This window comes from Agriterribacter sp., assembly GCF_035445465.1.
GTDB lineage: Bacteria > Bacteroidota > Bacteroidia > Chitinophagales > Chitinophagaceae > Agriterribacter.
In genome coordinates, this window is sequence record NZ_DAOMQT010000020.1 from 43,433 (window position 1) to 59,531 (window position 16,099).

Genomic DNA, 16,099 nt, shown 5'->3' on the forward strand with positions numbered 1-16,099 from the left:
ATAAAATTTTCATTAGTTAGTAGTAGCTAATCGCTCTGATATTTTTAAAATGGCGTATGCTGCTGAAGCCTGTACATCTGCATCATCAGAAGCGATGCCTGTGGGTGTTTGATTTCTCATCCATTCCACCAACATCGCTATATCCTTCCCGGTGCCTTTTACTGACAGGGCATTAGCCAATTCAATTCTTACTCCCTTGTTTTTTTCTGTTCGGTATTCCAGGAGTGCATTATAAACGGATTGATATAGATCTGTCTTTTCAGATGCTTCGTCAGCCAGCATTACAACAGTTGTTAAAAAACCGATGCGACCTTCGGCCTCATTGGGCATAGACATTACATAGGAAGCACATTCATTCCATTGTGCCGGAGAAACGCCCTGTATATATCTCAAAACATAAGCAGCAATTCTTCGGAGCGTTATATCTGCAGCAGGGTTCATCAATTGTTTATAAAAATATTTCTGCGCATCAGGCATTGCATTATGGTCGGTGTAAGCCATTGCCCAGTTGCTGTATCCACAGAGGGCTGCGTTGTCACTTTCCAATGCAGCTTTTGTAACGTCAGGCGCTGCATGATAGGGAGATAACTTTAATTTTCCAAGCGTCTCAACTGCATGTACCCTGTCTTTTCCACTTGTATCTAAAAAAGCATGGAGTACTTTTTGCTCATAGTCCTTTCGTTCTATGCCATCTGACAATTGTGCCAATACCCGCCAAATTCCTATACGGTATGGAGATTTGTCGTTAAATTTTTGCAGTTCCTCCTCATAAATCTCCTTTACTCCCCCGGGGTTGCCTGACCATATTAAAAACTCTGCAGCGTGTACTTTTACCCATTCCTGCTGCGTTTGCATCACTTTACGCAACGCTTGCACCGACTCGTTTTTAAGGGAATCGGAAACCGGGTTAGCAGCAGAAGATATGTAAAAAGTAGACATAAAACAATATAATGCTGATACAAGAAACAATTGATGATTTTAATGTTGTTCATCAGTTTTATCAAAATGCCTTACGATAAATCTCCTTAATTTCCAATGCACTTAACACCTTTCGTTTCAGGAGTATGTCATCTACGCAGCCCGACAAATTAGCGCTGGCTGCAGCGACAGGTTTACTCTTATAGTTGAAAAAATCACCAGTTATATCTCCACCCACCAGCAAGTTATTCCCCAAATGCACTCCTACTTCCGTCATTGCGTCTGGCAATTCAAAATGCCGAATAACACTACCATTACTTGCGAGACGAGCCGAGCCCGACTGAATTTTTCCACGTCCAACTTCTATACCATCAAGATAAAGAGTTACTTTTCCAGCATCATAGGTTACAGCAAAATGATGATATTGACCGTCGTCCAATTTTAACGGACCTGATTGAATAGACTGCCCATTTACGTTAAAGCGCACACCTGGTATTTCTTTTCCTGACGGGTCGAAATCAAAGACTAATTCACCGGTAACAAATGCTCCGCTGCCCCTGTAATTACTAAAAATCCTCGTTAGCTTATTGCTATCCGTTTTTACTGCTGCAGCCAAAGTAAACTGAGGACCAAGGTGAGTGGTACCCAAAAGTTCGATGCTGCTGGAAGGCAGCAATTTTGCAACACGGGAAATTTTATCATTCGTAATTGAATCCTTAACCATTGATGCACTTCCATGAAAGCGATAAATAGCAGAATCAACCGTATTTTTTGCATAATCAGCATTATTCTTTTTAAAATTAATGTAAAGCTGCGGGGAAACAGCAGGCGCTGCAAGTTCAACCTGCTCACCAGCTTCAAAGGAATACAGGGATGCGTTCTTAAGAATGAACCTGACATAAACGTTGCCTGTTGAAGCGGGAATCACTTTGTGTTTCTTCCATGTGACTTGTATATCCGTACCATCAACTTTAACTGGGTTACAATCGTTGCGACTGAACCCCGGCAACAACTTTCCATTTGCTCCCAGGAGTTCCACCTTTAACCATCCGTTTCCCGCATTGGCATTTACCCGAAATGAACCATGAACGTTTTTTATTTTTTTTGTGGTTACGGTTCCTTCTGCTGCTCCTGCATCAAGAGAGGCAAAGCCGTCTTTACGTAATGTTGCCATACCAATGCCCGACCGGGAAGAGTCTTCCCGTGCACTGTGGGTTGCCGTAGACCCTCCGTACCACATCTTAATTTTATTGCCTTCCACCAGCGGATGATTCGTGGTAAAAACCATTCCCTCATCCCAACTACCCTTCGACCCTGTAGGCAGTATTGGAAGACGCTTGCCATTTGATGTTTCCTGTCGAATCCATTTAATGCCGTCCCGGCTACTCACTAACTCGCAAAATATTGGCCCATCATTTTTCCCATCTGTGATGTGGAATATCCAGAGAAAGCCGATATACCCCGACTGATAGGGAAATGCGCTTAAACCGTAAAACTCGGTTCGTTGGTTGCCACCTGATGGCCAGTAATCATCGGCTTCATCCGGCACGAGAATAAGTTGGGCGGAAGGCCAGTTCTCAAAGTCAGTTGTGGCGGTGATTCCCACACATCTTCTGTTAAAACCACGTACTGGTGCAAACACTTTCGGATAACCGATGTATCGTTTAGCATGACTATCCCATACAAAATTGCCTACATCACCTGCGTCTTTTAATACCGGATTCTTTTTTACATCCCTCCAATGAATACCGTCCGCGGAATATGCCCCCCAAAAACCACTCACTAAATTATCGGGTTTTGAGCGCCCATAATCATAGTTAATTAATTTATATCGTTGGCTGGCATCTTTCTCCCATGGGGTATAAATTACCTGTGGTATATGATCCTCTTTGGTACGTCGAAAAAACATATTGTTGGATGTAGATCCCTCAAATTCCACTGTTCCCAATGCTGGCTTTTGCCAGGTTAATCCATCACTACTGGTTGCAAATAAATTGGTGTACTCTACGCCCGTCCAGGCATGATACCACATATTGTAGCCCGCTCCGTCTTCCTTTGGTAAAACTGTGCCATACACATAACTTGTTCGTCCTTCCCACGGCTTATCTGCCACAAGTAAAGGATTTCCGGAGTGTTTTGTAAATGGGTGGTATGTCCTTTCTATATTTATTTTTGTATCCAACAGGTAGTCATCTACGAGCAATTGCCAGGAACCCGTGAGATCAACAGATTGCTTTTTTCTGGCAGTGTCGGATATTACTGACGTTTGGGTATGCTGTGTTACACAATCATTGGTTGCAAATAATATACCTGCACTACCTGAAAAAATCAACAATAGTAAATGCCTCATTTTACTCATTGGGATTAATTAAATGTCTGATCACAGGCCTATAAACGAAAACCCGACCGATAATTCAGACAATCGAGATAGTACCACCCCAAGCATATTATATCCAGACAGCAATCTGTATTATTCTCACACTGCTTGTAGTATTGTTTATACAGTTCCTTTCTCGCGTTCCTTAGTCAACTGCTGCACATATTTTTCTTTCGCTTCCTTATCTTCCTTTGCCGATTCTCCCCAATAAATTAACCCCATTGCCTTTCTTGTTCGGTCGGTAGTTGTGTTGGCGCCCGCCCTGTGAATGGTAAGGGAATGATGCACCAGCAGATCACCCGGGTTAGCAGGAAATGCTATTTCATTTTTTATGTCTTCTTCCGTTCCAAAATCAACAATGCCCTGCGAGAAACCAAGTGTCGTGGTACGACCGTGTGGACGAATTCCTTTCCTATGTGAACCCTTTATATATTTCACACAGCCGTTTTCTTCATCTACTTTTTCCAGCGCTAACCACATGGTTAATGCCTGTTGGGGTTCAAGCATAAAATAATGACCATCCTGATGTGGTGGAGTTGGTTTACCTATTTTAGGGGGTTTATTAAAGTACTCAACTGTTTTGCACTCCACGGCTTCTCCCAACAATGTTTTTGCTAATTCTTCATATTTGCTGGCCATAGCAAGCGTTTTGAACCATGCATCATATTTCTCCAAATCCTGCATCTGCTTCAGGGTTGATAGATCATTTTTGTCCTCATAGAAATAATGATTGGCTGACATAGCTGGTATTCCTTCTGAAATAAAACGCTTTACGTTTTCATTCAAAATCTGAACCTCATCCTTTGAAAGAAAACCCTGAACAAATACATAGCCATCTTTATCAAAAGATTCTTTCAGAACCTGGGGATTAAATATTGACATATTGATTTAGTTAATTAAACTTAAATGAATATAAATCTGCATCCTTCAGATAAATTTTCATCTTCACCGTTTTACCTTGCAGGGCAGATACATCTTGTTTGCCATTCCAGGACACAATGCGTTTGATTTCATTTCCGATAATTTCCTGAGAATCCTTGAAAGTATAGCCTGGAACAGGCTTACCTTTCTCATCAAGAAATTCAACTCTCACATATCCGGCAGCAGAAGTTGAATAATTTATTTCCAGTTCTTTACCAGTAAACAGAAATGGTTTTGTTACAACATCGCCACCTTTGAAGTCTGCTTTTAAAGAAGCAAATCCATCCAGGCGCATGGAGTACCTTTTAATGTGCGCTGTTGGCTGTGCATAACTTTCATTTACATAAACAGACAATTCTGTAGGACTTGTTTGCACAACATTCAACACAGGATAATTAGAGCGCGACACCCAATTTTCCAATCCGATACCAGGGCGAATAAAAGACTGCATAAATGTTCTGTCATATACTGAACCTCCTCTTGAAGTCATAAATACAGCATCAGAACAATCTTTAAAATATTTAGGATTAACATCCAGCACTTTTGCCTGTTCATCCGTTAATACCTGCCTGTTGGGCATAAAACGTGCACAAATAGCGAGATAAATATGAGGTGCTCTGAAATAAGGGGTGGTTTGGTTCGTGTATAAATGATCCAGTGGCGTATCTCCAAAAGTCATATGGACAGGCTCAGTCCAGTTGATAAAATCCTTCGATGTAGTTCTGCTCACTGAACGAAAACCTTTATACTGTGTAAAACCGCCTTCACTCCATGTACGGAAGTAGCAAACATATTGTTGTTCACTTTCTGACCAGAAAGCAACATTCTGCGAATCAAAAACACCCTTTTTAAAAACGGCTGTTTCCTGTACTTTTTTCCAATGGATGCCATCTGGCGAAACAAATGCTATTAACCCCGTTTTATCTACACCACCTAAAGCTTTATATCTTTCTGAAGCTTTTGCATTGGGATTGGTATCGAGGAAGGGGCTGAAATTATGCGTAGCCGGTGCAGCCTTCGAAAGCACTACATTGTTGTTTTTTGTTCCATTAATCGTATAAATACCAAGATTAGGTTTTGTCCAGTTAATGCCGTCAGAAGATTCTGCATAGCAGGTCACCTCATTTTCATTGCCATCTCCCTTTGCATCACGCACTCCGCGATAGTACAATTTGAATTGTGTGCCATCTTTGATTATCGTACTATATCCACTGAAATTTCCTTCCCAGGGCTTATCAAACTTCAAAACAGGGCCTTCATTTCTTGGGGTATGCAGTTCCTGGGTAACGTTATTCATTTTATCTACTACATACTGATCCAAAAAAAGCTCCCTGTTACTGCCTATTTGCAGCGGTTTATTTTTTTGAGCTTGCAAATTGGTTTGAACACAACCCAAAGCCAGCATGCACAATAATACACTCTTCCTGATACGCATCATGATAATTATGTTTTATAAGATTAAAGTTTATGGTTGAATCTCTACTATAGTGCCTGCGATATGACGCACACCATTATCCTTATTGAAATAATAAACTACAAGTACTTTATTATTTGAAAGTACTACCGACCACGGGTACCCTATATCAGTAGAACCACCATCGTCGCGCAGAATAAATTCCTTTGTTGTTTTCCAATCCGTACATTCCGCATTCAGAATGCGGGCCCTTATTCCATAAGGTTTATGCCTGTAACCGTATACAAGCAACACACGGTCATCGGGTAGCCGCGTAGCCGTTAAAGGATGTCCCTGGAAACCCATTGATTCCCAGGAAAACGTTTTGCCCCCATCTTTAGAACGTGCTATTACAGCATAATCATCATAATTTGCAGTTCTTAAAAAGCCTATGATATCGCCTTTGGGTGTTTCATACACAGAAGCTTCGTTGAAAGATGCTTTTGCATCTTTAGCTACCACACCTGAATATTCCCACGTAAAGCCTTTATCTTTTGAGATCAGTAGGTAATTGGATGTTTTTTTGACACTATCTGTAGCAGCTACTATCCACAATATTCTTCCATCCTTCGCTTCATACAATGCTCCGCGATTATAAGCCGGCACTTTTTGTCCATACGCGTTAAAGTGACGTTCGGACTCAATATGCGGCGGATAGTACGGACCTTGCCATGATTTTCCGCCATCACCTGACCTTACCAGGTAGCCCCCTAAGAAAACATACCCGCCGGATTCAAAATAAGGTTGTTTCAAATTAGGTATACCTTCCTGGCGAACAGCCTGCCATCCGTAACTTGTGCAAATTAAGGTTCCATCCTTCAAATGCAGGAGACAGGGATCTTGTGATCCTCCGAATGGGTGCGCATAAATCAGGTCAACATTATCTGTCCAGTTTTCTCCATTTTTTGATTTTACGGCGACCAGGTAGCTGTTGTGGTCCACATGGTTGTTCCCCTTTTCCCCAAATATCTTACGATTAGGTGCTCTTCTGAATGCCACCATTAATTCGCCGTTCTTAAGTTTAACAACAGACGGGAAAGTAGAATAGAACGCCGTGTCACTATATACAACAACGTCCTTTATCTTTTTTATCTGCGAAAAACACGGAATGGCTAAACCAACGGCACAACCAATCGTCCAGAACAATCGAACATAGTATAGATTAAATGAAAGTAGTACCATCGTCGAATTGTATTTAATTGACTTTAATATAATGAAAAGTCATAAATGATTCTTCTTGTCATACTAATTGAATTTAAAAGAAAACAAATCCGCATCTTTTAAATAAAACTTTAGTTTCACAGGCTTACCAGATATAGCACTTAAAGATTGATTGCTCTTCCAGGTAACTACCCTCTTAATTTCATTTCCTATTATTTCTGTTACATCATCTTTTGAAAATCCCGGAAGGGATTTACCATTAACATCCAGCAATTCAACCTTAACATACCCTGCGGCAGAAGTTGAATAGTTTATTTCAAGTTCTTTTCCTTCAAACTTAAAAGGCTTAGTTATAACGCTCCCCTCTTTCATTCCAGCTTGCAGAGACACCAATCCATCAATCCGCATCGAATACCTTTTTAAATGCGCTCCTTCCTGCGCATAGCTTTCACCAACATATACCGACATTTCCTGTTCTCCGGTTTGCACTATATTCAATGCCGGATAATTTGAACGCGAAACCCAGTTCTCTAGCCCAATGCCTGGTCTGATAAAAGATTCCAGAAATGTTCTGTCATAATGATTGCCGCCTCTTGTTGTCATAAAAATGGCATCAGAACAGTCCTTATAATATTGTGGGTTCACATTTAAAACAGCTGCCTGCTCATCCGAAACAACCTGCCTACCAGGCATAAACCGCGCTCCTATCGCAACATATATGTGAGGAGCCCGATAATATGGACTGGTCTGTTGAGTATACAAGTGATCGTAAGGAACGTTGCCAAACTTCATGGGTTCTGGTTTGTCCCAATTTACAAAATCCGTTGACGTTGCCCTGCTTACAGAACGGTAAGATTTATTTCCCTCTTTAGCACCAGTTCTTATATAACTGACATACTTACTTTCCGATTCCGACCAAAAAGCTACATTTTGTGAATCGAAATGACCTTCGGTGATAACGCTTTTGTCTTGCAGAAGATTCCAATGGATACCGTCTGCAGAAACATATGCTTTCAATCCTCCAGGAGACGTGCCTCCAAGTGCTTTAAATCTTTGAGAAGCTTTCGCATTCGGATTCTTATCAAGAAATGGACTTAAATTATGGGTTACAGGAGCAGCATGAGCAAGTATTACATTATTCTTTTTAGTTCCGCCGATTGTATAAATGTCCAAATCTGGTTTTATCCAGTTAATTCCATCCCGGGACTCTGCGTAACATGTCACTTCCGAGTCATTGCCATCACTTCCCGCCTCCCGTATTCCTCTATAGTACAACCTGTATAAATCTCCATCTTTAATAATGGTATTATACGCACTGAAATTCCCTTCCCATGGCTTATCGAAATAAAGTACAGGCCCTTCATTTCTTGGATGATGCATTTTTTGTTGCACATCAGAAAGGTTTTCTATCAGGTATTGGTCCACGAAAAGCTCCCGGTTGTTTCCCAGGTTAATAACCTGTTTGCTTTGCGCATCAGCACCAACAAAAACCAATAGGAAAATCGCTTTTAAAAACAGCTTTCTCATCGCAAATGGGGGTTTGGTTATGATTTCTCAGGATTAATTATATCCGGGATTTTGAACAGCTTTTGGTTCCGTACTCAAGATACTCAGAGAAAGCGGCCACAGGTATTTGTATGTATGTGTTGGATTGTCTATAAAGTAGGGTATCGATTCTGAAGCTTTGTTAAAACGTAAGATATCCCACCAATACTTTCCTTCATATAAAAACTCTAATAAGCGCTCTTCAAGAATTGCCTCGTCATTATCCTCCTGTGAACCTGCCACAAATTCGTTGCCGCTAAAATTACTGCCAAAAGCTCTTTCTCTTACAGCGTTAACAGCATCAGAAGGATCCTGCCCTAACGCGTTTTGGGCCTCTGCTTTCATCAATAAAACATCGGCGTAGCGGTATAGCACAACATCGTCTATAAACAGTCTTGAACCGGCATTCACAAAACCATTAAACTTTCTCTGAATACATCCATAAAATTTTGTGTAGTCGCCTGTACTTTCTTCAAAGCTATACAGCTCAGTATAAGTAGCTACCCTTCTGGAATCTTCAGCTTTGAATTTGTTCCTGGTTTCGTCTGTTAACGTCCAGTAGTTGCCTCCGCCACCGCCAAGCGCACCAATGATGGCCACAGCATCAGGATCGCTGTTAGGCGGGAAAGCATCAAGATACATATTTGCCATGAAAGTAGCTCCCGACTCAAACTGCTGAAAATTATTAGCCATCAAAATCTCTTTGTTACCCTTATTGTCGTAATCAAATATTCGTTCAAAGTTATCCAGCAATTGTACGTCAGCAGTTTCTACATCACTCAGTGCAGTAAGAGCCGTGGTAAAATCTTCATTACCCCCGTTCATCTTTTTAGCTGTCCACAGATACACATCCCCTTTCAATACATTAAGAGCAGGTTTAGACCACCTGTTCCTGCCCGGCAAAAAACTATTATCCGGAAAAAGAGAGAGGCCCTGAGTAATGTCAGCTTTTATCTGGGTAAAAATGGCAGAGGCCGAAGTTCTTTCTTTGTATATTACAGACGGATCATATCCTTCTGTGGGATCTGTAACCAATGGTATATCACCCCAGGTTTTCGCCATAATGAAATAACAATAGGCGCGCATAGTGTAAGCTTCAGCCAATGCCCTGTTTCTTGCTGCTTCTGTTTTGAAAGAAATGTTTGGTAAATACTTCAAAATTAAATTTACATCATTAATAACCCTGTATACACTGCTCCAATCAGGACCTGCTGCTGTAGGATCAAGCGTGTTGTTAAAAGTTCTTAAATTAGTAAAATCATTTCCTACGGATTGTTTTAAATTCTGGCTCCGTGCCTCTCCCCACAAATAGAGATTAGCGGCGGTAACACTTCTCAGCCGGATATACATTCCTCTCAATGCTCCATTAGCATCATCTTCAGTTTTCCAGAAGGAGGCTGTTGAAATTGTACTGATCGGTTCAAGTTCCAAAGTTTTTGTACAGCCTGCACCTAATACAGAAATCAGAACTGTTATTATTATATAATTTTTCATTTCTTAATCGTTTTAAAATTAGAAAGTAACAGAAGCTCCAAAAATGAATGCTCTGGGATTGGGATAGGCAGTTTCCGTTGTGGTTTGCTCCGGGCTCAACCCTTCATAATTAGTAAAATAAATCAGATTACTTCCTGTAAGATTTAATCTTATATCTGCTACCCCTACACGTTTCAAAAGCGATGTTGGCAAGCTATATGATAGTGTAACTTCCCGCAAACATAAAAAGTCTGTACTTTGATAAAACCTTGAGCTCCCCCTATTATTCCATACATTCCATTGCGCATTCTGATCCGCCCAATAATAACGGGGAATATCGGTAACATCGCCCTCTTTCTGCCATGATCTCAGCATATTTGCGCTGATGGCATTGGCACCAGAGAAATTTCCCTCCAGGCGGGCAGCGGTTTCATTGTAAATTGTAGCGCCTAATGTATAATCCATTCTTACCGTAAAACTCAGGCTTTTGTAACTCAGCGTGCTGGTAAAACCACCTGTAGCTCTTGGTATTGAATTCCCCATGTATACACGATCCCTTGTGTCTATCGTATCGTTTTTGTCAACATCCTGCCAGTTTACGTCACCACCATATTTCATTTTACTTGCACTTGGCAACAGCATATCAATGGGTCCCTTTGCAGCATCCGCATCTGTAGAATAAACACTGACCTGCTGGTAAGCATACTGATCCCCTATGCGCTGACCTTCCTGCAATCCGCCTAACCATGCATAGTCTCCTCTGTTAGGATCATATACATATACCCCGCCTACCCTGTTATTCTCAATCCCATTCTCCGGAAGCTGCAAAATCTTGCTATTCACTTTAGCGGCATTCAATGCAATATTCCACTGAACAGACGATGAAGGAGATAAAACCCTTGCGGAAAGTTCTACTTCGTATCCTTTATTTTCCAACGATCCATAATTCGTTAAAATACTGGGAAATCCTGTTGAAGGAGGCAGCGTTAATGATGTTAACAGGTTATCGGTAACTCTTCTGTAATAATCAAAAATGATACTCACCCGATTGTTAAACAATCCCATATCCACACCCAAATCAAATGTCTTTGATTGCTCCCATCTTAAATTTTGATTGGGTAAAGTTGAAATCATGATACCTGAAGATCCATAGTACCTGGAGGAGGCGTTGTATTCACCCTGGGCCTGGTATAAACCCAGCCCGCTAATGTTACCGGTAACTCCATAGCTGGCCCTCAGTTTCATTTTAACTAACCCTTCAGGCAGAAAGTTCCAAAACTTTTCCCTGTCAATGTTCCATCCTGCTGATACGCCGGGAAACAGTCCCCATTTATTATCAATGCCTAAGTTAGAAGCACCATCATATCTTAAGCTGGCACTAAAAAGATATTTACCCTGATAATTGTAGGTAGCTCTTGAAAAATAACCTACCAATGCATGTTGCGTCTCCGAGCTGGAAACTGCAGTTGGTGTGGCCGAAGCGTTTAGAGTTGGGATGATATCCGTTGCCGCATTATTACCGGTAGCAGATAATGAAATATTATTTGCCCACAAATAAGACAGCCCTGCTTTGATTTCAAAATCATGATCGTTATTAAATACTTTGGCATAATTTAATACAGCATTCACCTGAGGTCTTACATTCTCGGAATAAGAGCCGGAAGCAGTGCGTGATGTAACGAGTGTAGAAGGTCCATCGAAGTAGCTTTGCAAAAAGTTTCTTGAATACCCCCCCCTGTATTGCATGGAAACCTGGGGACTGAAAGTTAATCCCTCAATTATTTCGGCCTGGCCTCCTACAATAAGAGTAAGGTCATTTGCAAGATTTCTGGGATTATATACCGACATCCGGTAGAAGGGATTAGCGTAACCGAAGGCGCGCCCGGGAGCTAAGGTTGTACCATCTTCAAAATAAAGTTTATTCGTCGTTGGTGCTATCAAAGATGATTTGAATACATCTACAGTTGGAACCTGGGTATTCCCGGTATTAGAATACATTACTCTTGAGAAGAGCTTTATTTTATCATTGACATTGAGCTCTCCATTAAGATTCATCGTAAATCGCTTATAATCTGTCTGGATGGCAATCCCTTTGCTATCAAGGTATCCTAAGCCTAAATAGAACCTTGCCTTTTGAGTCCCTCCGGAAACTGAAATGGTATGGCTTTGAGACAATGTTTTCCTGAAAAGCATACTTTGCCAGTCAACACTATTAAAAATCAATGTTCTGGATGGATCTGCCGGATCCTGAATGCTCTGCCAACCTTCATTTAATTTGTGCTGATTTTCCGGCGTCAAATATTGAAGGGAATTTGAGGTATTGTTAGTAAGGTCGTTGCCCGCTCCGCCTAAATATACGCTTCCATCCAACTGGGCAAGAAAAGAGGAGTTTATTTCTCCTGTTGCCAAAATGCCTAATCTTGAAAAATATGCTTCATCCTTTCCTGTCAATATATCGTAAGTCTTAGCCACTTCTGATCTTACCATATCAAATTTATAAGTTACCTGCGTTTTTCCCGACTGCCCCGATTTTGTTTCCACAATCACAACACCGTTCGATCCCTGTGCACCATATATCGCAGTAGCAGCCGCATCTTTTAAAACCTGTATAGATTTAATATCATGCGCGCTTATATCATTCATATTACCTCTTAACACACCATCAATAATATAAATAGGCGGAGAACTGTTGGGATTGTTTATAGATGTTCCGCCACGGATAATAATATTAGGAGCAGCACCCGGTTGGCCTGAATTGGTTTGCACCCTCACCCCCGCCAATGTTCCCTGCAATGCCGCTGCTGCATTAGAGTATGGAACATTCTCCAGCACCTTGTTATCCAGTTTGGAAACCGCAGTAGTTATTTCACTTCTTCGTTGCTGCGAACCAAATCCAACAACTACCACCTCAGATAATGCATCGGTACTGCCAGACAATGTTACGTTAACCGTTGCATTTCCGTTTAGGAGGACCTCCTTTTCCTGAAAGCCAACCGAACTGACAATAAGTGTTATATTAAGATTAGCAACATTGATAGTAAATACACCCTCTCCGTTTGTGCTGGTGCCACTTCCGGACCCTTTTACTTTTACACTGGCGCCAACTAATGGCTCCCCATTTTCATTCGTCACCTTTCCGGTAACGGTAGCAGTTTGCCCGTGTGCTGGGGCCAGGTTAAAAATGAGAAGAAGGAGCATAACAGGCAGCATCTTGCATGCCATGTTGCTGCACAAATAAAAAGTTCGTACATTTTTACAGAGTTGTCGAATCATAATCGCAGATTTTGGTAGTTCTATTAAAAAGTATTGTCTTAAATAAAATTTTAAGGTATAGTGCAAACAGAATCGTTAACAATAATTTCATTTTCCAAATCTAATTTTAGTAACACTTAAAATCTGCTACTTTTATTTATATTAATAATACTATTTTTCAAAAAACATTTACAGGTTCTCCAGTACAGCAAAATTGCCGGTAGCGTATAAAATCTGAAAGCGTTTCATGGAATTTGAACGAAAAAAAACCTTAAACCCGGGAGTTAACGACCATTATAAAATTTCAGGGATTTAATTAAAATAAATATTTTCAGGGTTGGTCCTTTTAAGGTTATATTATGACAATACTTCGTTATTTGAGAATGTATAGCACCGACTGTATTTAAAAAACATTACAACACGTCCTACATTTTGTCTTCCAATGCAATAAGCAACGCTTTAATATCGCAATTCAAAGCCGTAAGAGCCTGATCTATATGCTGTATTGAGCGACAACCAATCAACACAGACTTTACCTGCGTTTGATTGAGTGCCCATGCTAAAGCTAATTCAGCAACAGGGCGTCCGTTATTCCCGGAAACTTCCAGCAATTTTTCGAATCGTTGCCATGCATATTCATTAAAATAGATATTCTTGTGTTCCGGTATTAGCTCAAAACGTACATCTGGCTGAACAACGCTCTTATATTTACCAGTAAGAAACCCTGCTCCCAATGGGCTATAAGTAATAATCCGGATACTATGCTGTTTGCAAATTTGCCTTAAAGGATCATCAATATCACTTACTGCAATATTTTGATTATTCTGAAGGAATGCAATAGGAATGAGTTTATTATTTATCTGTTTTTCCAGTATCGCGTTTAATTGAGTTGAGTTAAAGTTACTTGCACCCAATGCCCGCACCCTGCCTGAAGTCAATAATGCATTTAATTCCTCTAACACACACAAATCTTCTAATGAAGCGTGCCAGGAATGAAGAAATAGAATGTCGATATATTTTCGCTTAAGTCGCCCGATGCTTTGATCCACCGATACAGAAAGGCTATTTTTATCAAATGGAGGTAATATTTTTGTTGCTATCACTATATGTCCTGCATCATCACCTTTTGATACAAGCCATTCGCCAATAATTTTTTCTGATATGCCTCCGCTATATGCTGCTGCAGTATCAAACAGCGTTATGCCCTTCTCAAGTGCATAACTCATAATATCAAACGACGTTAAAGCATCAATCTCCCGACCAAATGTAACACACCCTAAACCTATCTGTGTTATATACTTTTGTGATGAAATGACAATCTTTTTCATTCTGCAATCTTATTTAACATAGCTGCGGACACCTCAACTATTTCAACATTTCCGAACAACATTTAACAAAACCACAAAGTGCATTTAACTAAAAAGAAATACTTATTTTATCGAGCCATTTCAAACAACGCATTTCTAACTATTGCCTCCCCATCAGGTTTAATGTGACTGCTCCTGCACCTCCATGTTTCATAGCCGCCCTTTTCTATTTCATGCGCAGGGGGTATATAACCGATATAGCCATTGGCCATAGTAATAGTGAAATATTTACCGGTGCTGATCTTATCTTTTAAGGCCATCCCCGTTTCCGCGAAGAATTCTCCTCCCAACGCACCAATAGTGATATCGCCGATCTTTAATGCCTGTACAGGAAATTCAATTGTATCGGGATATTCATTTAGCAGCACCTGCTCCCGTGCATATATTTTAACCATCGCTTCCTGGTCGGGAGTGATCAGCCGGTAGTCTGTTCGAGATACGATCTCTTTTGCAGCTTCCACTTCTGCCGCAGATGGCTTGCGAACACCTAAAGTCACATATCTAAAAGAAGCATTCAGTGAAAGATCATGTTCCCACCGGATATTTTCCAGTGCTTCGTTCAATTTCGCAGCAAGATCTTTTCCTATTACTTCCTTCTTTTGATGGTCTTCTTTTGGGTAGCGATCCGGCTGCAAAAAATCCCAGATGTTTGCCTCCCCACTGGTACCATTGCTGAGCATCGCTACAAAATCTTTACCAGCCCGCAGGTTTGCTGTAATATGTCTTGCAAATACCCCGAAGTAGTCCGCAGTTACTGTACCGTTAGCACAATCGCCCACATAATGCATGGAATAATTCGCCAACACACTAATCCACTTTCCATCAAGTGATTGAATAGCAACAGCACCTAATTCAGGATCCACCTCTGATGCCCGTTTGTCAATATAAGCTTCGCCACCTGCAGGATTTGTTTTTATAATGTCGGGTTCGCCGGTTACGGGGTTCAACGCTTTGTAGCCTGGCTTCATGTAATAGCGCCTGCATACTATATGCTCGGGAACATTAACAGATGCATAACCCAGTTTGGCTGGCTGTAGTTTTGCCAAAGCGTCTTTTACAGATTGAACAATTTTGGCGTCCAGGCTTTTCCGGTATGCTAAATCGCAGGGGCCGCCCAGTAAATCAACTATGGAACCAGCATAATGGGTATGCGTAGCTGCTATTAAAATATGATCTGGTTTTATGCCTGTCTCTTCATGTATCTTTTTTTTCACTTCGTCTATAAAATCTTTATCCATGGCGCAGATATCTACTATCACTATAGCAATAGTAATTACACCATCATGCAAGACCAATGCTTTTGAATACAATGGATCGTGAATGGTATGCGCATAAAAAGCAACAAACTCACCATTGATGATGGTTCCCAACGGTGGCGTAATATCTGTTTGGGCGGCGCCGGCGGAAAAAGGATTCATATGAAGTTGGTCTTATAAATTTTAGTTCTTATATCGTTAAGCCTCATCCTCTTATCCTTCTCCTGCAGAGAAGGACGGTGCTATAGAATATGTCTAACCTTTGTATCTTCCACATCAACTTTAGAATAAAGCCGGGCGTTGCGTTTCCACATTTTCAAATTTTCAAATTGCTCAATTTTAAAATTCATGTTCGCATTTCCACACTTCCACATTC

The 16,099-nt window shown here is 40.8% G+C and carries 10 protein-coding genes; all 10 read right to left on the minus strand.

Going from position 1 to position 16,099, the window contains the following annotated elements:
* Positions 1-12 precede the first annotated feature (12 nt).
* The 10 genes from PLE34_RS11720 to PLE34_RS11765 all read right to left on the minus strand — a co-directional run bounded on the left by PLE34_RS11720 (position 13) and on the right by PLE34_RS11765 (position 15,885).
* Complete coding sequence (locus tag PLE34_RS11720) at positions 13-939, minus strand: hypothetical protein (RefSeq protein WP_324557114.1); 927 nt, start codon at positions 937-939, stop codon at positions 13-15.
* Between the two features lie 61 nt (positions 940-1,000).
* On the minus strand, positions 1,001-3,277 hold the full coding sequence (locus tag PLE34_RS11725; RefSeq protein ID WP_324557115.1) for a LamG-like jellyroll fold domain-containing protein: 2,277 nt from the start codon (positions 3,275-3,277) through the stop codon (positions 1,001-1,003).
* Between the two features lie 138 nt (positions 3,278-3,415).
* A complete protein-coding gene (locus PLE34_RS11730) occupies positions 3,416-4,177 on the minus strand; it encodes a phytanoyl-CoA dioxygenase family protein (RefSeq protein ID WP_324557116.1) in 762 nt (253 codons plus the stop codon).
* A gap of 10 nt (positions 4,178-4,187) precedes the next feature.
* Positions 4,188-5,654: a hypothetical protein gene (locus PLE34_RS11735; protein WP_324557118.1), complete on the minus strand. Its 1,467-nt coding sequence runs from the start codon at positions 5,652-5,654 to the stop codon at positions 4,188-4,190.
* A gap of 27 nt (positions 5,655-5,681) precedes the next feature.
* Positions 5,682-6,851, minus strand: coding sequence for a sialidase family protein (locus PLE34_RS11740; protein ID WP_324557120.1), 1,170 nt, complete (start codon positions 6,849-6,851; stop codon positions 5,682-5,684).
* 63 nt (positions 6,852-6,914) lie between these two features.
* Positions 6,915-8,357 (minus strand): hypothetical protein, encoded by a 1,443-nt coding sequence (locus PLE34_RS11745; RefSeq protein WP_324557123.1) that lies wholly within the window; start codon positions 8,355-8,357, stop codon positions 6,915-6,917.
* A gap of 33 nt (positions 8,358-8,390) precedes the next feature.
* Complete coding sequence (locus tag PLE34_RS11750; protein ID WP_324557126.1) at positions 8,391-9,869, minus strand: RagB/SusD family nutrient uptake outer membrane protein; 1,479 nt, start codon at positions 9,867-9,869, stop codon at positions 8,391-8,393.
* Between the two features lie 18 nt (positions 9,870-9,887).
* Positions 9,888-13,121 (minus strand): SusC/RagA family TonB-linked outer membrane protein, encoded by a 3,234-nt coding sequence (locus PLE34_RS11755; protein ID WP_324557128.1) that lies wholly within the window; start codon positions 13,119-13,121, stop codon positions 9,888-9,890.
* Positions 13,122-13,525: 404 nt separating this feature from the next.
* Positions 13,526-14,428, minus strand: coding sequence for an aldo/keto reductase (locus PLE34_RS11760; protein WP_324557131.1), 903 nt, complete (start codon positions 14,426-14,428; stop codon positions 13,526-13,528).
* Between the two features lie 107 nt (positions 14,429-14,535).
* Positions 14,536-15,885, minus strand: a complete 1,350-nt coding sequence (locus PLE34_RS11765; protein WP_324557134.1) for a hypothetical protein — start codon at positions 15,883-15,885, stop codon at positions 14,536-14,538.
* Positions 15,886-16,099 lie beyond the last annotated feature (214 nt).